At 44.6% G+C, this 20,987-nt stretch carries 20 protein-coding genes, 2 pseudogenes and 1 riboswitch; of the genes and pseudogenes, 13 read left to right on the top strand and 9 right to left on the bottom strand.

The features are described from left to right. Positions 1-84 precede the first annotated feature (84 nt). A riboswitch (TPP riboswitch) is annotated at positions 85-187 on the top strand. 338 nt (positions 188-525) lie between these two features. Genes thiW through thiE form a run of 3 tightly spaced genes read left to right on the top strand, consistent with a single transcriptional unit; the run spans position 526 to position 2,603 of the window. After that, complete coding sequence (gene thiW / locus CK1_RS11075) at positions 526-1,080, top strand: energy coupling factor transporter S component ThiW (RefSeq protein ID WP_015526323.1); 555 nt, start codon at positions 526-528, stop codon at positions 1,078-1,080. Further along, on the top strand, positions 1,043-1,945 hold the full coding sequence (gene thiM / locus CK1_RS11070) for a hydroxyethylthiazole kinase (RefSeq protein ID WP_021652219.1): 903 nt from the start codon (positions 1,043-1,045) through the stop codon (positions 1,943-1,945). The genes thiW and thiM overlap by 38 nt, the downstream gene beginning before the upstream one ends. Before the next feature lie 16 nt (positions 1,946-1,961). Beyond that, complete coding sequence (gene thiE, locus CK1_RS11065; RefSeq protein ID WP_015526321.1) at positions 1,962-2,603, top strand: thiamine phosphate synthase; 642 nt, start codon at positions 1,962-1,964, stop codon at positions 2,601-2,603. A 502-nt stretch (positions 2,604-3,105) separates the two neighbouring features. On the opposite strand, the pseudogene CK1_RS11060 reads toward thiE, so the two are convergent. Next, positions 3,106-3,551: pseudogene (locus CK1_RS11060) on the bottom strand (Lrp/AsnC family transcriptional regulator). Between the two features lie 398 nt (positions 3,552-3,949). On the opposite strand from CK1_RS11060, the gene CK1_RS11055 reads away from it, so the two are divergent. Further along, entirely contained in the window at positions 3,950-5,380 is a 1,431-nt protein-coding gene (locus tag CK1_RS11055) for an aspartate ammonia-lyase (RefSeq protein ID WP_059086967.1), read from the top strand. Positions 5,381-5,582: 202 nt separating this feature from the next. Beyond that, a complete protein-coding gene (locus CK1_RS11050; protein ID WP_015526318.1) occupies positions 5,583-8,975 on the top strand; it encodes a DEAD/DEAH box helicase in 3,393 nt (1,130 codons plus the stop codon). A gap of 191 nt (positions 8,976-9,166) precedes the next feature. On the opposite strand, the pseudogene CK1_RS11045 reads toward CK1_RS11050, so the two are convergent. From CK1_RS11045 to CK1_RS11025, 5 genes and pseudogenes are all read right to left on the bottom strand, one after another. Continuing rightward, a pseudogene (locus tag CK1_RS11045) lies at positions 9,167-10,539 on the bottom strand (sodium-dependent transporter). Positions 10,540-10,722: 183 nt separating this feature from the next. Further along, a complete protein-coding gene (locus CK1_RS11040) occupies positions 10,723-12,000 on the bottom strand; it encodes a helix-turn-helix transcriptional regulator (protein WP_015526315.1) in 1,278 nt (425 codons plus the stop codon). A gap of 23 nt (positions 12,001-12,023) precedes the next feature. Beyond that, positions 12,024-12,329, bottom strand: coding sequence for a response regulator (locus CK1_RS11035; RefSeq protein WP_306288880.1), 306 nt, complete (start codon positions 12,327-12,329; stop codon positions 12,024-12,026). Between the two features lies 1 nt (position 12,330). Continuing rightward, the gene (locus CK1_RS11030) at positions 12,331-13,167 is read right to left on the bottom strand and encodes a sensor histidine kinase (RefSeq protein ID WP_306289096.1); all 837 of its coding nucleotides are present in this window, start codon (positions 13,165-13,167) and stop codon (positions 12,331-12,333) included. A 160-nt stretch (positions 13,168-13,327) separates the two neighbouring features. Beyond that, complete coding sequence (locus tag CK1_RS11025) at positions 13,328-14,134, bottom strand: cache domain-containing protein (RefSeq protein ID WP_015526313.1); 807 nt, start codon at positions 14,132-14,134, stop codon at positions 13,328-13,330. Between the two features lie 212 nt (positions 14,135-14,346). Between CK1_RS11025 and CK1_RS11020 the strand changes: the two genes are divergently transcribed. From CK1_RS11020 to CK1_RS10990, 7 genes are all read left to right on the top strand, one after another. Next, the gene (locus CK1_RS11020) at positions 14,347-14,688 is read left to right on the top strand and encodes a type 2 periplasmic-binding domain-containing protein (protein WP_015526312.1); all 342 of its coding nucleotides are present in this window, start codon (positions 14,347-14,349) and stop codon (positions 14,686-14,688) included. Between the two features lie 8 nt (positions 14,689-14,696). After that, the gene (locus CK1_RS11015) at positions 14,697-15,080 is read left to right on the top strand and encodes an extracellular solute-binding protein (RefSeq protein ID WP_306288879.1); all 384 of its coding nucleotides are present in this window, start codon (positions 14,697-14,699) and stop codon (positions 15,078-15,080) included. A gap of 47 nt (positions 15,081-15,127) precedes the next feature. Next, complete coding sequence (locus CK1_RS11010; RefSeq protein ID WP_015526311.1) at positions 15,128-15,652, top strand: type 2 periplasmic-binding domain-containing protein; 525 nt, start codon at positions 15,128-15,130, stop codon at positions 15,650-15,652. 59 nt (positions 15,653-15,711) lie between these two features. Then, positions 15,712-16,584 (top strand): carbohydrate ABC transporter permease, encoded by an 873-nt coding sequence (locus CK1_RS11005; RefSeq protein ID WP_015526310.1) that lies wholly within the window; start codon positions 15,712-15,714, stop codon positions 16,582-16,584. Then, positions 16,581-17,423: a carbohydrate ABC transporter permease gene (locus CK1_RS11000; RefSeq protein WP_015526309.1), complete on the top strand. Its 843-nt coding sequence runs from the start codon at positions 16,581-16,583 to the stop codon at positions 17,421-17,423. The genes CK1_RS11005 and CK1_RS11000 overlap by 4 nt, the downstream gene beginning before the upstream one ends. 9 nt (positions 17,424-17,432) lie before the next feature. Continuing rightward, positions 17,433-19,601 (top strand): glycoside hydrolase family 2 protein, encoded by a 2,169-nt coding sequence (locus CK1_RS10995; protein ID WP_015526308.1) that lies wholly within the window; start codon positions 17,433-17,435, stop codon positions 19,599-19,601. Positions 19,602-19,690: 89 nt separating this feature from the next. Continuing rightward, a complete protein-coding gene (locus tag CK1_RS10990; RefSeq protein WP_306288878.1) occupies positions 19,691-19,960 on the top strand; it encodes a kinase in 270 nt (89 codons plus the stop codon). 87 nt (positions 19,961-20,047) lie between these two features. Here the strand turns inward: CK1_RS10990 and CK1_RS10985 are convergent, their stop codons facing one another. The 3 genes from CK1_RS10985 to CK1_RS18340 are packed head-to-tail and all read right to left on the bottom strand — an operon-like array spanning position 20,048 to position 20,705. Further along, on the bottom strand, positions 20,048-20,251 hold the full coding sequence (locus tag CK1_RS10985) for a helix-turn-helix domain-containing protein (protein WP_255363757.1): 204 nt from the start codon (positions 20,249-20,251) through the stop codon (positions 20,048-20,050). A 19-nt stretch (positions 20,252-20,270) separates the two neighbouring features. Next, entirely contained in the window at positions 20,271-20,558 is a 288-nt protein-coding gene (locus CK1_RS10980) for a response regulator (protein ID WP_129975543.1), read from the bottom strand. Positions 20,559-20,597: 39 nt separating this feature from the next. Next, complete coding sequence (locus CK1_RS18340) at positions 20,598-20,705, bottom strand: response regulator (protein WP_180211352.1); 108 nt, start codon at positions 20,703-20,705, stop codon at positions 20,598-20,600. A gap of 11 nt (positions 20,706-20,716) precedes the next feature. Here CK1_RS18340 and CK1_RS18875 point away from each other — a divergent pair, with 11 nt between their 5' ends. After that, positions 20,717-20,869: an MGH1-like glycoside hydrolase domain-containing protein gene (locus CK1_RS18875; RefSeq protein ID WP_412380049.1), complete on the top strand. Its 153-nt coding sequence runs from the start codon at positions 20,717-20,719 to the stop codon at positions 20,867-20,869. Positions 20,870-20,987: the final 118 nt, after the last annotated feature.

Below are 20,987 nucleotides of genomic sequence, written 5' to 3'. Positions count from 1 at the left end.
CGTCTCCGGCGGGAGTGCAAAGAGCAATAAGCAGTGGAGGTTTGACAATGGGATAGGTGTGTGCTATATTGAAAAACAGAAAAGAAAAGAGCCAGCGGGAGCTTGTGTGACAGGCTGAGAGGAAGATAGATCTTCGACCGTACCTGATTTGGGTAATGCCAACGGAGGGATTGTGATCTGAGAGCGTGTCTCCGTGGAGTTTTCCATGGGATGCGCTCTTTTCGGATGCAGGAATGGAACTGGAATGTTCTGACAATGTGGGGATGTGAAAGTGACAGAGACTGCATGTGGAGCTTCTGCGAAAGAGCGGGCAGGAAGGGGAGCGCCTTAATGTCTGGCAGGAGAGTGATATTCCGGAGGATTTTTTCCGGAAGGATCATGTAAGCGATGGGAATCCGTGTTTTCGGAGTGAGAGGAAGTAAGGGAACTTCGACCGCCAAAATCTAAGGGCAGACTGCAGCAGACGGGAAGCTTTTGCCCGGATCTGACAGGGCTCTGTCTGATATTTCAGGGAGGAAAAACACTATGGAAAAACAAAGGATGCACACGCTTCGTATGGTAATGCTGGCAATGATGGTTGCGATCGGTGTCGTTATTTCACCGATCCTGAGGATTGAGGGAATGTGCCCCACGGCGCATCTTGTCAATATCGTATGCTCGGTTCTGATGGGACCGTGGTATTCCCTTCTCTGTGCGACCATGATCGGCGTGATCCGTATGATGTTCATGGGAATCCCGCCACTTGCACTGACCGGTGCAGTATTTGGCGCATTCCTTTCAGGTGTGTTCTACAGACTTTCCAAAGGCAAGATCATCTGCGCGGTGATCGGTGAGATCTTTGGAACGGGTATCATCGGGTCCATGGTTTCTTATCCGGTGATGGCATTCCTGATGGGAAGAGGCGGACTGACAGCATTTTATTATACGCCGATGTTCCTTGCAGCAACCACAATGGGAGGATGTGTTGCCTATATTTTCCTGAAGGCTCTGAGTAAAGCAGGTCTTCTGGTGAAATTCCAGGCAGCTTTGGGTTCAAAAACATATGAGACAAAGAATTTTACAACTGCGAAAGCGAATTAAAGAAGAAAAGCCGCTGATCCATTGCATCACCAATCCGATCTCGATCCATGACTGTGCCAACGTGGTCCTTGCAGTAGGTGCAAGGCCGATCATGGCGGAGCATCCGGCAGAGGTGACAGATATTACGGCATCGGCTGGTGCGCTGATGCTGAATCTCGGGAATATTACCGATGCCAGGATCGAGTCAATGAAGCGTTCTATGAGAACAGCGATGGAAAATAAGATTCCGGTTCTTCTGGATCTGGTAGGGGTTGCCTGCAGTGATCTCAGGCTGGATCTGGCGAGGGAGCTTTTAAGGATCGGTCATCCGGCAGTGCTGAAGGGAAATATGTCAGAGCTTCTGGCTGTTTCCGGGCTGCCGTCTCATGCGATCGGAATCGATGCGGGTGTCGAGGATGCTCTGACTGAGGAAAATATCGATGGAGTCAGTGAAGTGCTTAAGGCTTTTTCCAGAAATAATCAGGCAATCGTGCTGGCTACCGGGAAACAGGATTTTGTTACGGATGGTGAACGGGTTGTTCTGGTACAAAATGGCAGTGCGGCGCTGTCCGGGATCACAGGAACCGGCTGTATGGTCGGTGCACTGACTGCGGCGTTTTTGCCGGGGTGCGAAGATAATATTGCGAAAGAGATGACGGATAGTATAGAGGCAGGTGTCTGGTCTGGCGTTGAGATGGAATTAAATGGGAGATCCGGGAATTATCTGGCTGCGGCAGTGCTTGGTACTGCACTTATGGGTATCGCCGGCGAGGAAGCGGAGAAGATTTCCCGCGGTCCGGGAAGCTTTCAGGTAAATCTGCTGGATGAGATCTATGGGCTTTCGGATCGACAGCTGCTGGATCTGTTGAAGATTGAAATGTACTGAAAAAGAGGGGATTAGGATGGATAGAAAAGATTTGGATGTAACGTTGTATCTGGTGACGGATAGTTCTTATCATACGGAGGAGTCTTTGCTCCGTACGGTTGAGGAGGCTTGTAAGGGTGGTGTGACTCTGGTCCAGCTTCGCGAGAAGAATAAGGGTGGACGGGAGTATCTGGATAAGGCTTTTAAGGTGAAGGAGATCACAGATCGTTACAATGTGCCGCTGATCATTGATGATCGTGTGGATGTGGCGCTGGCCTGTGATGCGGCTGGTGTGCATGTTGGAGCTTCTGATATTCCGGTTGCTGTGGCAAGGAAGCTGATGGGACCGGATAAGATCGTGGGGGCTACTGCCAAGACGGTGGAGGCTGCTGTGAAGGCTTATGAGGATGGTGCGGATTATCTTGGTGTGGGGGCGATTTATCCTACTACTACTAAGGTTGTGACGATCCTTACCAAGGTTTCTACGTTGAAGGATATCTGTGAGGCGGTTCCGATTCCGGCGGTTGCGATCGGGGGATTGAATGCCGGGAATATGGATGTGCTTGAGGGCGCCGGTATGAGTGGTATGGCGGTTGTTTCTGCGATCATGAAGGCGGAGGATCCGAAGAAGAATGCGCGGGAGCTGAAGGAGAAGATTGTTGCTTTGATGGGAAAGTGATTTAGGAAATGAATGGAGAGCAGTGGTGGATTTGAGGTTCATTGCTGTTCTTTTTTGTTGAAATACGGACGCCCGTGAGGCGTGTGCTGCCTGTCGCCGGGGCTTCGTCGGGGGCTGGCTTCTAGGCTGCCGGAATTCTGCTAAAATCGTTTTCCAAAAGTCCAAACTCGCGTCTTGCAGCCGCTCAGACAGCGGACTTTTGAAAAACAACGCAGATTTCCGCCAGCCAAGAATCAGCTCCCCTCCTGCAGAGTCCGGCGACAGGCAGCACACGCCTCACGGGCTGGTTTTTCAAGGCGTCAGGGGAGGGTGGCTGCTCGGGAGTTTGGGTGTAAATGTTGGGTTGAGTGGTCTGCCGGGAATGCGATGAGGCATCAGCGCTGCGCTGGATGCCTGGGAGGAAAGGCTGAGTTTCCGGTTGTCTGACGGTAGGGTGGCCGAGGCGCTTCGCTGTCGGCTGGTAGAGCGATGTGATATGGTTTATAAAAAATGCCGGTGGGGGTTACTCCACCGGCAGATCTCTGTGTTCTACGCTGGTGGAGAATACGATCTGTGTTTTGGTGCGGCCGAACTGCTGGAGTTCGTTGATGAAGTGGTCCAGTTCCATGGTGGAGCGGAAGGCTACTTCGATGAGCATGGAGTAATCGCCGGTGACGCAGTTGCATTCGATGACGTTTGGGATGGACTGGATGAAGGGATAAAAGTCTTTTTTTGGTTGGGTTCTACTTCCAGGTTGATGAATGCTTTTATATGATAACCGAGAAATACCGGGTTGATCTGGGCGTGGTAGCCTGTGATCAGCCCGTTTTTTTCGAGGTGTTCGATTCTGGCGGAAACAGCGGGGGATGAGAGGAAGACTTCCTTTGCGATTTCCTTTACCGGGGTGCGGGCGTTCTTCTGAAGCATTTCGATGATCTTTCGGTCGATGTTGTCGAGTTTGTGTTCCATGTAGAATGTCTCCTTTCAATGAAAAATGTTATTTGTAACTGGTACAGGGCTGCGTAGGGAAGTGGATTGAAAATAGGTATTTCTGTATTGATTATACTGCGTGTGTTATCACAACACAAGAAACGACTTAATAAAAATAAGAAAAATAAAAGAAACTCTTAAAAAGATTAATATAAACTATTGAAAAACACGGATAATCATGGTTTTCCCTTAAAAGTATTTACAAGCCACAAAGAAAGTGTTAGTTTCTTAGGAATCAGAAAAACAGCTGCTGATAAAAATGAAAATAACAGAATGATTTGTAAACAGTGAATATCCGTCGGACTGAAAAAGATGAGATCAGAGGGCGGAGCAAATCAGATGTGCACAGGATCAGAAGAAAGAAGAGGGATGACAAAATGACAACAGAAACAAGACTGGAAGCAGATTCGATCGGAACTATGGAAGTGCCTGCAGAGGCTTATTACGGAGTTCAGGCTTTAAGGGCAAAACAGAATTTTCCTATTACAGGTACAAAGCTTCATCCGGTATTTATCAGGAACCTGGCACAGATTAAAAAAGCAGCAGCTATCACTAATAATAATGCAGGGCTTCTTCCGGAGGATAAGGCAGATGCCATTGTCAGAGCCTGTGATGAAGTGATCGCAGGAAAATTGGCTGAGGAATTTATCGTAGATGCCATTCAGGGTGGTGCCGGAACCAGCGCAAATATGAATATGAATGAGGTGATCGCAAACAGAGCCGGTGAGATCCTCGGATGTCCGAAGGGTAGCTATAAAATGGTCCATCCAAATGATCACGTAAACATGGCGCAGTCCACCAATGATGTGATCCCGACGGCCGGTAAGCTTACCGTTCTGGATCTTCTTGCACCTCTGGAAAAAGCACTGGTAAGACTTGAGAAGGAGCTTGCAAAAAAGGCAGAGGAGTTCGATGACGTGATCACTATGGGACGTACACAGCTTCAGGATGCAGTTCCGATCCGTCTTGGTCAGGTGTTCCACGGTTATGCGTCCATGGTTTCCAGAGACAGGAAACGTATCGAAAAGGCTCACAGGGAAATGTACACCGTAAACCTTGGAGGAACTGCAGTGGGAACTGCTATCAACGTTTCCGATTCTTATTTTTATAAGATCGTGCCAAATCTGGAAAAGATTACAGGTTATCCGCTGAAACAGGCCGAGGACCTTTTTGACGCAACAGAAAATCTGGACGGCTTTGTTGCCGTATCCGGTGTAGTAAAAACCTGTGCGGTGGATCTTTCCAAGATGTGCAACGATCTTCGACTGATGTCTTCCGGCCCGAAAACCGGATTTGGGGAGATCAATCTTCCAGCAAAGCAGAATGGGTCTTCCATCATGCCAGGTAAGGTAAATCCGGTCATTCCGGAGGTAGTAAGCCAGGTTGCTTTCCACATCGTAGGACATGATACCACCATTACCATGGCGGCAGAAGCCGGACAGCTGGAGCTGAATGCTTTTGAGCCGGTTGTATTTTGTAATCTTTTTGAATCCATTACGACTCTGGAAAAAGCAGTGGATACATTGATCGTAAACTGCATCACAGGAATCACCGCAAACCGCAAACACTGCAAAGACCTGATGGAAAGCAGTGCAGGAATCGCAACGGCTCTTTGCCCGCATATTGGCTACAAGGCGTCTGCAACCATCGCAAAAACTGCAGTAAAAACTGGCAAGTCTGTCCGGGAACTTGTTCTGGAACAAGGGATCATGACTGAGAAAGAGCTGGAAGAGGTTCTTGATCCGTATCTGATGACAGAAGTCGGAGAAGAGCGGAAAGAGGATGAAGCAAGAAGGAAAGCCTGCTGAGAAAGTTATCTGTACCAACGTATGACGGGAACGTCTGATGCAGCAATTCATTTCAGAGCAGCTGAACCTGATGCGGGATTTTATGGAAATGCTATAGGCAGATCAGGAATGAGATATCAATGAGTACTATAAGGAGACTTGTCACAGTGCAGGTCTCCTTTTATAATGGAAGAAACGCGATAAGAAAAGAAGGGAAAGATGCATGCTTAAACGAACAGCCATACGGGCACTTTGTAATACAACGGCATATCAGAGAGGTCTTGATATTTATCGTACCGGAAAGAGGATTCAGTCGCTGGATATTAAGTCGGAAGGAGCTGTGGATAAAATATCTGCAGCAGTGAAGGGAAGTGGGCGTAATGTATACAATACAGGCTTTCAGTATGATACAGAAGCGGACCGCATAAAAGAAGCATACTGTGACTGCCCGGCCTTTCGCAGCTATTCCGGAATCTGTAAGCATTGCGTGGCAGTGCTTCTGGAATATGGAGACCGTAAGGCCTATGAGCGTGTGGAAATCCGCAGACAGCAGAATGAGGAACAGAAGCAGGCAGAGTTATTCAGCGGAACAGCATTTCCGGCTGCTTTATCCGGACCAGGGCAGCCTGCAACGAAAACCACCGTTGAGCTGAAAAGCCTCCTCAATCGCCAGCTATACAGCCGTATGCTTCCGTTTTCCGGGGATCCGTATTTTGGCAGGGTGGAGCTGGAAACCTGCCTGAAATTTAATTCTGTGAGAAATTGTTTTACCGTGGAATTCCGCGTTGGCTGTGAGAAAAAATATATCCTCAAGGACGTGTTGGCCTTTGTGTGGAACCTGGATCATAATGAGAAGGTTTCTTATGGAAAAAATCTGGAATTTATCCATTCAGATGAAGCCTTTTCAGAAGGATCCAGAAGCGTGCTGTCCTTTATCCGGGAATGGGTCGAGAATCATCACGGCACTTACATGTCCAGATATGAACAGCTGAAGAATATAGCTGTGGAAAAGGTGAGGGATCTTACCGTTGACAGAAAAGAACTTGAGGATCTGCTTCTTATACTTGGCGAAAAAAGTTTCAAGTTCAAAATGAACAATGATCCGGAAACAACATGGCATTCTGTCAGAGAAATTCCGGACAGGACGCTGATGATCCGGAAGAAGGATCAGGGGTTATCTCTTGAGATCGCGCCGGTATACAGTGTGACAGGCATACGGTATCATATGTATTTTGATAATGCAAAGGTATATCTGGTTTCTAGGCAGGAGCTTGGAGCAGTGGAGGAATTTGTTACCTGCCTGGAGCGGCTTCCTGCAGGCCGAGGCTTTATTGATGAACCGGATGTGCCTGCGTTTGTGCGTGAGCTGCTTCCTTCCCTGAAAAAATTTTTTCACTGTGATCTCAGGGATTTCCCGGAAGAAACAGGTCTTGAATGCTACAAGGCTGCATATGAGATCTATCTGGATGCGCCGGAGCGTGACTGGATCACCTGTAAGGCATTTTCTGTTTACGGGAAGGATAAATTTTCGGTTTTTGACCGAGATGTGTCTGCCCGCACCAGGGATATTCCGGGAGAGCTTGGCGTGTTTGCACTGCTGTCAAAATATTTTAACGGATATGATGACCAGCGGATGGAGCTGGCATTGGATTGTCGTGCCGAGGAACTGGAATCTTTGTGCAGGGAAGGTTCAGGGAAGCCCGACAGTGTGAAAGCTTCCGAAGAAAAGCTCTACCAGCTTCTTACTGAAGGGATCCCCGCCATGCAGAAAGTTGCAGCTGTCTATATTTCCCAGTCCATCAAACAGATGAGGGTGACAAAGCTGCCAAACATCCGTCTTGGCGTTTCTCTGTCAGCCGGACTTCTGAACCTGGATCTGGATGTGGAGGGGATGGATCAGGCGCAGCTTTTTGATATTCTTTCCAGGTACGATCGCAGGAAAAAATATTTTCGCCTGAAGGATGGCAGCTTTCTGGATGTTTCCGATGGTCAGCTCAGGGAGCTTTCTGCTCTGAAAAATGGACTGCAGATCAGTGATCGTGAACTGAAAAAAGGAAAGACTCAGGTTCCGGCCTATCGTGCTATGTATCTGGACAGTCAGCTGAAGGGCGGCGATCTGATCAAGGTAGAGAAGGACAATGCCTTTCGTGCGTTGATCCGGAACATGCAGACAATGGAAGAACATAAATTTCAGATTCCCAGGGAGCAGGAAAAAATCCTCCGGGGCTATCAGAAAGAGGGCTTTTACTGGATCAAAACTCTGAAGCATAATCAGTTTGGAGGGATCCTGGCAGATGATATGGGACTTGGAAAAACCCTCCAGGTGCTCACATTTCTCTGGTCAGAATTTCAGGAATCTGCGCCGGGAGAAAACAGACGTGCCCTTGTGATAACGCCTGCTTCACTTGTGTTTAACTGGATGAACGAGATCGAACGTTTTGCGCCGGGACTTCCGGCTACCGTTGTGACAGGTGATGTGAAGGAGAGGAAAGCACTGATCAAAAATGCGGGAGAACGAGAGGTTCTGATCACCTCCTATGACCTTCTGAAACGGGATCTGAAGGCTTATCAGAACCTGGATTTTGCTGTGCAGATCATTGATGAGGCGCAGTATATCAAGAATCACGGAACTCAGGTGGCAAAGGCTGTGAAGGAGATCCGGTCAGAATTCCGACTGGCGTTAACTGGTACACCGGTGGAGAACCGGCTCAGTGAGCTGTGGAGTATTTTTGATTTCCTGATGCCTGGATTTTTGTATTCTTATGAGAAATTCCGCAAGGAGATCGAACTTCCGGCTGTGCAGTACAGCAGTTCCAATGCCATGGAACGTCTGCAGAAGATGATCCGGCCTTTTGTGCTGCGGAGATTGAAGAGGGATGTGCTGAAGGATCTTCCGGATAAGCTGGAAAAAGATATGTTTTCCCCGTTGGAAAGCGAGCAGAAGGAGCTGTATGAGGCCCATACGGAACGGTTTCGCCTGATGCTTGGGATGCAGTCGGATGCGGAGTTTCGCACTTCTAAACTGCAGATCCTTGCAGAGATCACAAGGCTTCGGCAGATCTGCTGTTATCCGGGGCTGGTATATGAAGGATACAAAGGGAATTCTTCCAAGCTGGAGATGTGCATGGAGCTGGTTCAGAATGCGGTGAACGGCGGACATAAGATCCTGCTTTTTTCCCAGTTTACCACCATGCTGGATGTGCTGGCTGTCCGTCTGAAAAAAGCAAAAGTTTCTTTTTATATGTTGACCGGATCGACTTCCAAGGAAAAACGGGCGCAGATGGTACATGCATTTAATGAGGATGATACTTCTGTTTTCTGCATTTCTCTGAAAGCAGGAGGAACAGGCCTGAATCTTACGGCAGCTGATATTGTGATCCACTACGATCCCTGGTGGAATCTTGCCGTGCAGAATCAGGCAACAGACCGTGCCCACCGCATCGGTCAGCAGAACGTTGTCAGTGTCTACCGCCTCTTTATGAAAGACACCATAGAAGAACGAATCCGGGCTCTTCAGGAAAGAAAACGGGAACTGGCTGATGAGATCTTAAACGGCGAGGGAATCGGCCAGGCTTTGATCAGCAGAGAGGAAGTACTGGAGCTGCTAGGCAGGTAAAATTCTTAACTGAATCAAGTAAGTTCCCTGCTTCAATTACGAAAAGCAATACGCAGTGAGGGGACTTGCTTGTATCGGGAAGAATGCAGGCTGTGAATATCCGCCTGACTCAACAAAAACACCCCCGATGGAAATCGCGTGTGTAAATCACATACGATATCCGTCAGGGGTGTTTTATTTAAAGTTTTATTTTATGCAAAAAACTTATCGTACAGACCAAAGAAGAAGATAAACAGAATGATCAGCGGCAGGATATAAGTGATGTATCCGCGCATCCATTTCCGGATCTTCATGCCTTTTCCGGTGTTGGCTTCTTCTGTGAAGTTTTCCCAGCCCCAGCCCCGTTTGGAAACACAGAAAAGCAGGTATACAAGAGAACCAAGCGGGAGCAGAATGTTGCTTACCAGAAAATCTTCAAGGTCGAGAATTGCGCCGCCGAATACCTTGAGCCAGTCCCAGGACCATACATTGTATCCAAGTACGCATGGCAGAGACAGAAGGATGATGGCGATGGCATTTACAAGACTGGATTTTTTCGGCTCCAGCCGGTAAGCTCCATACCGCAGGAAATAATATTTTCAAATACAGCCAGGATGGTAGAGAAAGCTGCAAATGACATAAAGATGAAGAACAGGCTTCCCCACAGTCTTCCAAGCGGAATGTGGTTGAAAATATTCGGCAGTGTGATGAAGATCAGGCTCGGTCCGGAAGTCTGGTCAACATTGAATGTGAAACATGCCGGGAAAATAATAAGTCCGGAGGTGATCGCAACAAAAGTATCCAGAAGCGCAATATTCATGGATTCACCAAGCAGTGCGTGATCTTTTCCGATGTAGCTTCCGAAGATAGCCATAGCACCGATACCAAGGCTGAGAGTAAAGAATGCCTGGTTCATAGCACCGGTAATGGTAGAAATAATACCGATCTCTTTCATACGCTCGAAATCCGGGATCAGGTAGAATTTCAGTCCCTCTTTGGCACCATCCATGGTAAAACTGTTGATGGCAAGAACAACCATGATCACCAGAAGAGAGATCATCATAACCTTGGTAACTTTTTCAAGGCCGTTCTGAAGACCGCGGGAGCAGACAAAAACACCTGCAATAACAACAACGATCATCCAGAATCCCATAGTAACGGGCTGGCCAAGCATGTTGGTAAACTGTCCTGCAACACCGTCGGAATCAAGTCCCTGGAATTTACCGGTGGCTGTCATATAGAAGTAATTCAGCATCCAGCCTGTAACAGTGGTGTAAAACATCATCAGGAGATAACATCCGATCAGAGTGATATATCCATGGATGTGCCATTTCTGTCCTGGTTTTTCCAGTGCGTAATATGCTTTGACAGGACTCTTCTGGCTGGCACGTCCAACAGAAAACTCCATAGTCATAACAGGAAGTCCAAGAAGGGCCAGGAAGATCAGGTAAAACAGTACGAATGTGCCGCCACCGCCCTGTCCGGCCATGTAAGGGAATTTCCAGACGTTTCCGATTCCGATGGCACAGCCAGCAGAAATCAGAATGAATCCCAGACGGGATCCAAGTTTTTCTCTTTCTTTCATAACTCACCTCATTATTGCAGTATGGTAAACTGCTATTTGTATAAAGTCGCAGGTTTTATCTTAACACATTCCGGGATATTGCACAATAAAAAGAACTTGCATTTTACATAAAACATATGTTAGAGTAAAATGTAATTTTAATAAGATGAAGCGGTGAAACGTTACGCTTTAATGATATAAAGATCATATGCCGATAGAACCTGGATAACTGTTCTTTTCAGTCAGGGATACAAAGTTTTTTGGAGAGATTCCGTAATATTTCCGGAAACATTTGCTGAAATATCCGGAATCAGAAAATCCGCATAAAGAAGCTACATTTTGAATGGAAGGGCTGTCTTCCAGAAGAAACTGTCTGGCTTTTTTCATGCGGCAGACATTGATATATGAGGTAAGTGTAACTCCGGATTCCTGACTGAATACAGCAGAGAGATGCTGGGGATTGACAAAAAAATGGGAAGCAATGGTTTCAAGACGAAGATCCGGCTGATTAAAATTCAGACAGATATATTCCTGAACCTGGGATACAAGAGCTGACTTCCGCGGATTTTTTTCATCAGCAAGAGAATCCAGAACTGCCTTGCAGGTAGACTGGAGCAGTTGTTTTAACTGCAGGGCACTCTGGCAGTTCTGGTAAGTATTCAGGGCGTTTTCCAGAAGAGGAAAAAGCGTTTCACGCTGACTGCACTCCGTGATAAAACCGTCAAGTACAGTAAGAAAAGCAGCAGCTACACTCCAGGTCTGCCGGATATGGATTTTTTTGGTGATGATATCGTTGAAATATTCATCAATATATTTACAGAGAGCCGGTGAATTTTGCTGGCGCAGAAAGATCAGGATATCATTATAAACCAGAGGCTTTAATGTAAAATCACCGGAATGGGACTGGGGCGTGAAATAAAGAAATCCGGAAGAAGACGCAGTTCTGTTATGAAAAACAGAAAGAGCCTCTTCATAGGAATAGCGGATTCCTTCCACGCCTTCATGAGGTGTTCCACAGCAGAAAAAAGTGGAAATCTGTGCGATATTATCATATATCCCGGCAAGTCTGAGACAGGATTGTTCCAGATCGGTAAAAGAAAAATCAGAGCTTTTTTCCATGATGATATACTGTCTCATCTGAGAATAGTCAATGTAAATAAGCTCTTTGCACACAGGCTGTAAGATTTCCCTGCATATATTTTCCAGGATGGTGTGGAGCAGAGAAAAATCACCTTTTTCATCCCATATTTCCGGATTGGCATTGTGGATCTCCATAAGAATGGTAAGATAATCGGAAGTTTTATGAATCGGAATTTTTTCCAGATCATCCGGGGAAATGGTTGTTCCGCTGATCACCTTCTGGAAGAAATTAAGCTGCATTTGCCGTGTATACAGATCGCGGAACTGAAAATAATTATTCACATAACTGTTTCTGGAATTTTCCTGATCGATCTCGTCACTTACTTTCTGGAGTGTCTCCATAAGCTCCCGGTGATCCAATGGCTTCAGGAGGTATCCGCGGACCTGAAGAGAGATGGCTTTTTGGCATAGTCAAAATCTTCGTATCCTGTGGAAAGGATGAACCTGGTATGACAGTCTGTTCCAAGAGCTGCGATCATATCCAGACCGCTCATAACCGGCATGGATATATCCACAAGGGCAATATCGGGTTTAACATTTTCAATAAGCCGGATTCCGGCCTGTCCGTTATTAGCTTCCCCTGCAATGTTATAAAGGTTTTGTTTTTCAAGAAAATTGATCAGAGATTTTCTGAAAAAAACTTCGTCGTCAATAATTACAAGTGTTTTCACTTTATATTTCCCCCTCGATCAGATTTTTGTCAGGTATTACTATGGTTACAGTGGTTCCCTTTTCAGGTGAACTTTCGATGGTAAGTCCGTAATTCTCACCGTAGAGAAGAGCAATCCTGTGGTTGATACTTGGAAGCCCGAAAGAATGTCGGGCAGTTTTGAAGTCTCTGATAGAACGGTTAAGTTCGGCAAGTTTTTCCGGCGGGATACCGGAACCATTATCAGAAACAGAAATACAGATGGTACCATTTTTGATAGAAACAATTAAGTGAATATGGCATATCTGGCTGGTAAGTCCGTGGACAAAAATATTTTCCACAACAGGCTGTATGGTCAGCTTGGGTATCTCTGCCCCATGATCCTCCCAGGACGGCTCATAGATGATCTCGTAATCAACAAAATCCATATACCGCAGATTCTGGATATAAAGATACTGTTCTGTAAGAAGCAGCTCCTGGCGCAGAGGAATGATAAACTGTCCCTTTGAAAGAGAGTTTCTGTAGAAAGATGACATGGCAGACACTGCTTTTACTGCGGTATCATTCATATCAATTTCTATGAGAGACTTGATGGTGTTTAAAGTATTATAAAGAAAATGGGGATTGATCTGGGACTGTAAAAGACGTATTTCCATTTTCTGTTTGGCATTTTGTTCCTCATAGATATCGTTAAGTAATGTCTGGATCTTCTGCATCATAAGGTTAAACTGGTTATAGAGAACTGCAAGTTCATCATTTGAAGAGTAACTGGCAGAAATATTCAGCTTTCCGGCAGATGCAGATTTCATTTTTTCCACAAGTTTCTGTATAGGTGCGGTGACAGTACCTGTACATAATATGGAAAAAATACAGATAAAATAAACACTACAATGCTGATCAGAAGAATGTTGTGCAGGATCACCATATGATCCAGAGTCAGGCTTTCCAGAGGAATCAGGTTGATCACATTCCAGTTTAGGTCAGGATAGGATTTGCAGATAAAAAGAGTGTCAGTGCCGTCTACGGAAAAAACTGCCTGTCGGTTTCTGTCAGGGTTTTATAATTCTCTGAACTGATTTTTGTATAGGATGAGAAGTCTTTATAAATACCTCCGGATGAAGAAGAGGAAAGTATCTGTCCATTTTCATCAGTAATATAGAAATCCCTGGAAGAGCTGTCCGGAAGGTCGCGGAATGCAGAGGAAATATTTGTTTCTCTGATCAGAAGGACCAGGGCGCCCAGATATTTGGTGTTATCAATGTTTGTAATACTTTTTAAGGCTACAAAGGTTGGCTCCCCACTTATCTGGAAGGGTCCGAGAAACTGAAAGGCCAGATTAGTCTGAAGGCTGTCAAGGACTTCGGGACCTAAAATGGAATCAAGCTGATCTGTTTCTGTGGTACTGCTGTGAAACCAGTGGTTTTCTGTATCCAGGATATCCCAGGCATAGATGTTTTTGTGAAGTCCGATGATACGCTGGGCCTGGTCTGTAAGCTCGGAATTTACCAGAAAATGTTCCAGTGTGTTTTCGGGAACTGTGGGATTTTCTTTTAAAACATCGGCGATATTGCTGTTGATGGAAAGGGTGATGGCATAGTTTGATATATTATCGATCTTTTCTCCAAGGTTGCTGGTGATCAGGGATAGCTGCTGCTGACTGGAAAGTGCGGCACGCTTGATCAGTACTTTTTTGGATGCAGTATAAAAAAACACGGAAGTAAGCATGAGTATCAGAGAACTGAGCAGCAGATATGTAATAAAAAGCCTGCGTTTCAGACTGATTCCTAAAAATAAGTGAAACACCTTTTTTTTCAGATTTTCTATCATGGAATCCCCCCTCTGGTTTTATTGGCTACATTATATAATAAGGGAAAAATTCTCACAAGTGTGGGGGAAAGATTGGAGAAAATATTCCAGGTACAGCGAAGATTTTCCATGTATTTTTCCGGACGGATTTAATATAATGGTCTCATCGATAAGGAAAGCGGAACAAAATATTCAATCCGGATGAATAGAAATGTACCAAAAGGAGGACGAAAATGAAATTAAAAAAAGTGATGGCTGCTACACTTGCCACAATGATGTGTCTCTCTTCATTCAGCATGATGAATGTGTGGGCAGATAAAAAAGAGGATTCCGAACCACTTGTGATCAATTATATCAGTGCCAGGGGCGAAACAGATGCGGCACTGAAAACATTGAAGAAGCTTGCAGAAGATTATAAAAAAGATCACCCGGATTTTGAATTCAATGTAGAGTCTATTGCAGACAGAGAAACATATCTTCAGAAGATCAAGATCCTTGCATCCAGCAATGAACTGCCGGACTGGTTTGACGCAGATCCGGAGGCATTTTTGAAGGACTTTGCAAAAAGGATCTGATCTACAGTGTGGATGACCTTTATGATGAACTGGGTATCAAAGACAAGTTCTTTGATATTGCACTGAATTATCCGAAACTCAGTGACGGAAGCAATTACCTTATGACCTGGCAGGGAAATGTAGAGTATTTCTGGTATCACAAAGACATGTTTGAAAAAGCCGGAATTACTGAAACACCTCAGACACTGGAAGACCTCCTGGATGTGTGCAAGAAGCTGAAAGATGCGGGAATGACCCCGATATCCGCAGGAAATTACGACATGATCATGCGTTATCCTGCATTTAAGGCTTTCAGACTGGAAGGAAATGACTTCATTGACAATGCAAGAATGGGAAAAGAAAATTTAATTCTGAGACAGGTATCGCAACAGCCCAGTATACACAGGATATAGCCCAGTATTTCAGTGAAGGATGGACAAGTTCAGATACTACCGCACAGATGGATCTGTTTCTGAACAGTGGTGCGGCAATGTTATACACCGGAACATGGGATACACCGGATCTTGTAGATGATGAGGGAAATCTTAAAGATGACATTTCCATGTTCAAACTTCCTGTAGACAGCGAAGGAACCGCTACAGGAGAAAATGATTACTATGCGAATTGTGGAATCGGAACTGCCATTCTCAAGGATTCCATGAGTGATGAGATGAAAGATTTCATCAGTTATGTATGGGATAATTTTGCTGATACGGCAATGTATGAGTTCAATATGCTTCCATCCATGATGCCAAGTGATTCGGAGAAGCTTCCGGAGCTTACACAGCAGATTTTAAGTGATCTTGAGAACTGCGGCACTTTTGCCCAGTGCTGGGATGTTCGTCTGGATCCTTCTACAAACGAGGTTTACAGAAAAGAGTTGGCAAGCCTTGGAATGGGAGAATCAACTCCTGAAGAGTTCTGCGAAAACATGGACAAAGCTGTAGAACAGTATGCATCTGATTATTTTGACACTGAAGAATAACTGAGAGAATACGCAGATGCGGAATTTTATCTGCATCTGCGTATGAAAGGGGAGAGGATATGAAGCCCAGAAATAAAATCCAGCCTTTACCGTTTGTTCTTCCTGCACTGTTCGTATATATTCTTACTGTTATCATCCCAATTCTGTGGTCAATGGGTTACAGCCTTTTTTCCTGGAATGGAATCGGTGATATGAAGTTTATCGGACTGGAAAATTATGTGAGGATGTTTCAGGATGAGACATTTCGTGAGGCTGTTGTAAATAATCTTAAATTTGTTGTATTGGGAAGTTTGTTCCAGTTATGTGCAGGACTGATCCTGGCAATTTTGCTTACACATATTTCCAAAGGTGGAAATATTCTGCGGGTTATTTATTTTATTCCATGTATCATTTCATCTATGGCGATCTGCCAGATTTTTTCCAAAATGCTTTCTGTCCAGCCCCAGGGCCTGGTTTGCTATGTGATGGAAAAACTGGGAATGGAACCTATCGCTTTGCTGGCAAATTCCCATACAGCGCTGATTACCATAACCCTGATCGATGGATATAAATACTGTGGTCTGTACATGATCATTTTTTATTCCGCATTTGTATCCATATCAAAGGATGTGATCGAGGCATCTACAATGGATGGCTGCAATGTTTTTCAACAGTATCGTTACATAAAGCTTCCACTGGTGAAAAATATATTCAGCATTGTCATTGTAATGCTTGTAAATGGTTGTCTGAAAACCTTTGATGTATTCTATATTCTTGACAATAAATCCAGATCAACAGAGATGGTGGCAACTTATATGTATAAAACCGCTTTTAATTCGGCTGACTTTGGCTATGGAAGTACATTGTCCGTTTTTCTGGTCATTGAATGTCTGGTAGCAGTAGGGATTATACAGAAATGCCTGGGATCGGCGAAAGGAGATGGGTCAGAATGATAAAATCAAGAAAAAATATACCTATTCGTGCTGTGTTCTATGTAGTGATCCTTATTTTTGTCATGATACAGGTCTACCCTATTTTCTGGGTTATCTGCTCCAGTCTGAAAACACCGGATGAAATGACATATACTGCACAGTATGCCCTGCCATCAGGATTTTATCTTGGAAACTATATCAGCGCACTGACGATCTCATCCATTCCAAGATATTTTCTTAACAGTACGGTTGTGGCAGTTCTCACACTTCTTGGCATCGTAGTCCTGGGATGCCCGGTTGCATTTGTGATCAGCAAGGTAAAGGTAAAATATGCCAATGCACTGATGGCATTTTTCCTGTTTGGAATGATGGTGCCTATTTTTTCCTGCCTTATACCCATGTTCCAGATTTATAACAGGATCGGACTGAGAAATACATACTGGGCACTGGTGCTTCCGCAGATCGGGTTCGGACTTCCAATGTGTATCTATCTTTACACCGGATTTTTTAAATTTATGCCGGATTCTCTTCTGGAAGCAGCAGTTATTGACGGTGCCACAATGGGAACCACATTCCGCAAGATCGTGGTACCTATGGCTAAAAATACTACAATGACAGTTCTTACATACAATTTTGTTTTTGTATGGAACGAATTTACATATGCCAATACATTTATCTCATCTTCTGATATGAAAACTCTGCCAATTGGCCTGAATGACTTTGTGGGGCAGTTCGGAAGAGTGGACTGGGGAAGTACATTTGCGGCGATCGTAATATCGATCCTGCCTACACTGATCGTGTATTTTATTCTTAACAAAAACATAATCGAAGGTATGGCTGCAGGTGCGGTCAAGAGTTAGGAGGCTGAAATGGAAACAAGGATTGAATTGAAACAAGGATGGAAAATTTTGCAGGATGTTCATGATACAGGGGAAAAGACCGGGCTTTATGCTGCCAGGGAAGCGGATACTTCCGTAGGTTCCCAGGTGTCTGAATGGGAGGAACTGGAGGAACTGAAACATCTGCAGCTTATCTATGCCAGACAGCCATATTTCGGGCGTGAACTGAGATATTTCAATCAGGCGCCCTGGTGGTACAAAACAGAGTTTGAAGTTCCGGATCAGAAAGTTACGGATGCTGTCCTTAAATTTACCAATGTTGATTATTATGGAAAAGTATGGATTAACGGAGAATTTCTTGGAGAGCATGAAGGATATTCCGCTCCATTTTCCTTTAATGTAAAAGATAAGCTTGTTTTTGGAGAGAAAAATTATCTCATTGTAAAGGTAAGTTCTCCATGGGATGATGAGGTGGAGCTGGATGCACAGGATTCCAGAACCCACCTGGTAAAAAGAAATATGGTAAAAGGTACCTACGAACATTCTGATACATTTATCCAGAGAGATGTAAATCCTGTAGGAATCTACGGAAAAGTGGAACTGATCCTGACAGAAGAAGGTGTTCTGGAAGATCAGACAGATCTGAAGTATGAACTGGATCCGGATGTAAGGAAAGCAGACGTATATGTGGAAACTGAAGCGCGAGGTCTGAAATCCGGGGAGACATATGATTTTAATGTAAAGATCCGGGAAAAAGAGTCCGGTCTTATAAAGGCAGAAAAAACTGTTCAGATAATGGCAGAGAAAGCAGAGACAGGTTTTAAATGTGAGCTTAAAGTGGAAGATGTCAGACTGTGGTCCACATGGGATCATGGTTATCCCTGGATGTATCAGGCAGAACTTACGTTAAGCAGGGGAAAAGACATACTGAGCAGCAGAACAACGAATTTTGCTTTTCGGGACATTCAGATTGAGCGTAATGAAAAAATAACAAGATTCTGGCTTAATAACAGGAAACTGTATATAAGAGGAACCTCTTATTTTCCGGATTGTTATATTTCTGCAATGACAAAGGAACGGTACCTGAGAGATCTTCTTAATGTAAAGGCGGCAGGTTTTAATCTGGTACGAGTACATGTCCACACAGAGCAGGAAGTTTTTTATGATCTGTGTGACGAGCTGGGAATTGCAGTTTTTCAGGATTCGGAGTACAACTGGACGCATCCTTCAACAGATGAATGGGCGCAGAGATTTGCAGATGTTTACAGAGAAAATGTGAAACTTCTGAAGCATCATCCGTCTCTGATCTGCTGGATCATTATGAATGAACCGGGATGTATTGATCCGGATGGAAATGTGAGAAGGAGATTTATGGAGGAAAATCCGGGACCTGCTTTGTACAGGGAAGTACAGAAGATGGATCCGGGCAGACCGATCATCAAGGGTTCTTTCTGCGAAGACGATCTGCTTAGCGGGGACAGCCATAATTATCTGGGTTCTTTATGCGGTGGAGAATATGCAGATATTTATGAGCAGACAGAAAAGCTGAATACAGAGTACGGATTTGATGCACCGGGCAGCAGTGAAAATCTGAAAACTGTTCCGGCGGTATATCATCGTCTGGAAAAACTGGTGGATGATATCCCGAAGATCCAGGAATATCAGTATAAGCTTCTGAAATATTATACAGAGCATTACAGGATCCAGAAATATGAACCTTGCTCAGGATATATACAGTTTATGTTTATCGATCTGTGTCCTCAGAGCTTCTACGGATTATATGACTGGTGGGGAATTCCCAAAAAGGGTCTTCAGGCTATACTGGAAAGCAACGCACCAGTGGGTGCTTTTGCAAAGCACAAAGATTATCTGGACAGTCTGTATATTGTAAATGATACAGATGGAGCTCTGGGAGAGTGTGAACTTACATGGATCATTACAGAAACATTGAACGGAGAACTGGTGGAAAAGGGAAGTGTTAAAGCAGAAGTTCCGGCAGACAGCCGTGTCATGGTAAAAACCTTTGAGAAAGAATACGGAAAAGGCAAGAAGTGGAACCTTACACTAATTCTTTCTGATAATAGCGGTAAATGTATGGCAAAGAATACCTATCAGGATATCTGTACTTTGCTTTCAAGAGTTGATGGGCATCCGGACCGTATGAGCCATGAGTTTGGAATGAGACTCTACTGGGCCTGAGCTATCTGCAGCTCACAGGCACTTTCATCCTTGACTTGTGTCAAAAATCACAACATGTTATACTTTGTGTATAAAGGAAGATTTTAGGCGTGGAAGGAGCGATATTATATGCGTTTACAGAAAGTACAGGATGCTCTGAACAAAAAAATATCACATTCGAATACACAGAGGAAGATGGTTGCGGAAGTCTGGATTTCATGTTCCGTGGACTGAAATTCCATGTATGGGAATACGAGGACAACGGTTGGGGTGCCGAGACCAATATTTATGCGGCTGGAAGAAGTGAGGACATTGACGGAGATTATGAAGAGAAGATTTCTGCAGAGATTCTTTCCTGGCCGGATATGATCAATAACTGAATATAATAATATTGAATAAAGTGGCTGTAACTGAACGAATACGCTCAGTTACAGCTACTTTTTATCGGAGAAAAGTTTTCTGAAGAACTATAGCTGTACGTTCAGGTATTCACTGGGAGACATCTGACAGTTCTTTTTAAAAACCTTGCTGAAGTAATTTCCATTGCTGAAACCAAGATGCCAGGCAATGTCGTCGAGAGTTATATCCGTAGACTGCAGAAGCCGTTTCACCTCGGTGAGCTTTAACTGCATAGTATAGGAAAAAAGATTCTGACGTTTTTTTAAAACAATCTGGACAGATGCTCCTTACTTAGAAAAAAGATTCTGCAATATCGGCCAGGGAGATATTTTCCAGATAATGTGCATTGATATAATCAAAAACATCACTGATTACCCTACTGGTGAACGCAGAGCAGGGTTCGGGTGATGAAGCAGAATCGGAAGTCCCAGTTTTGCCTGCTTCACTTTCCAACTGAGAAATTGTGGCTGAAAGCGCATTGTTCAAATTCTGGGGATCAACAGGCTTCAGTATGTAATCAATAACACCGGCCTGGATCGCAAGTCTTGTATATTTGAAATCGCTGAATCCGCTGATCACACTGATTTTGCTGTCGATGTGAAGTTCTTCCGGCTTTTTTTAGAGCTGTATTCCGTCCATGACGGGCATTTTCATATCTGTGATAATAATGTCAGGATGCTCTTTGAGAATGATCTTCAGGCCATCTTCGGCATTATCTGCTTCCAGAAGATCACTGTTTGCTCGGATTTATCCCATGGTGTTTTGAACTTCCGGATAAGGGATATGAAGAAGCTTGGGAGCAGATTGTGAATCCGGAAGGTTTTGCCTCCCCCCCCTGTGGCCCTACAACTGCGGAACAGAGACATCCACGGTACGGAGGCAGATTATGAATGTCTGTGGAACGGCCCATCCTAGCCATTTTCAACGACACAGACACAGACAGCAATGGCAAATCTTCTGAAAGATTATCCGCAGACTTATGTGACAAATATGGTCTATCCGTAAGGT

This window comes from Ruminococcus sp. SR1/5 (assembly GCF_000209835.1).
In the GTDB taxonomy this organism is placed as follows: Bacteria; Bacillota; Clostridia; order Lachnospirales; family Lachnospiraceae; genus Blautia_A; species Blautia_A fusiformis.
Note: the sequence above shows the minus strand (reverse complement) of the source record. Positions and strands in the feature narration are given on the sequence as shown.

What these genes read in the sequence shown, in the direction of transcription:
- thiW (WP_015526323.1), top strand. Translation starts at nt 526, where the DNA reads ATGGAAAAACAAAGGATGCACACGCTTCGTATGGTAATGCTGGCAATG.
- thiM (WP_021652219.1), top strand. Translation starts at nt 1,043, where the DNA reads ATGAGACAAAGAATTTTACAACTGCGAAAGCGAATTAAAGAAGAAAAG.
- thiE (WP_015526321.1), top strand. Translation starts at nt 1,962, where the DNA reads ATGGATAGAAAAGATTTGGATGTAACGTTGTATCTGGTGACGGATAGT.
- CK1_RS11055 (WP_059086967.1), top strand. Translation starts at nt 3,950, where the DNA reads ATGACAACAGAAACAAGACTGGAAGCAGATTCGATCGGAACTATGGAA.
- CK1_RS11050 (WP_015526318.1), top strand. Translation starts at nt 5,583, where the DNA reads ATGCTTAAACGAACAGCCATACGGGCACTTTGTAATACAACGGCATAT.
- CK1_RS11040 (WP_015526315.1), bottom strand. Translation starts at nt 12,000, where the DNA reads ATGGAGACACTCCAGAAAGTAAGTGACGAGATCGATCAGGAAAATTCC.
- CK1_RS11025 (WP_015526313.1), bottom strand. Translation starts at nt 14,134, where the DNA reads ATGATAGAAAATCTGAAAAAAAAGGTGTTTCACTTATTTTTAGGAATC.
- CK1_RS11020 (WP_015526312.1), top strand. Translation starts at nt 14,347, where the DNA reads ATGAAATTAAAAAAAGTGATGGCTGCTACACTTGCCACAATGATGTGT.
- CK1_RS11010 (WP_015526311.1), top strand. Translation starts at nt 15,128, where the DNA reads ATGGATCTGTTTCTGAACAGTGGTGCGGCAATGTTATACACCGGAACA.
- CK1_RS11005 (WP_015526310.1), top strand. Translation starts at nt 15,712, where the DNA reads ATGAAGCCCAGAAATAAAATCCAGCCTTTACCGTTTGTTCTTCCTGCA.
- CK1_RS11000 (WP_015526309.1), top strand. Translation starts at nt 16,581, where the DNA reads ATGATAAAATCAAGAAAAAATATACCTATTCGTGCTGTGTTCTATGTA.
- CK1_RS10995 (WP_015526308.1), top strand. Translation starts at nt 17,433, where the DNA reads ATGGAAACAAGGATTGAATTGAAACAAGGATGGAAAATTTTGCAGGAT.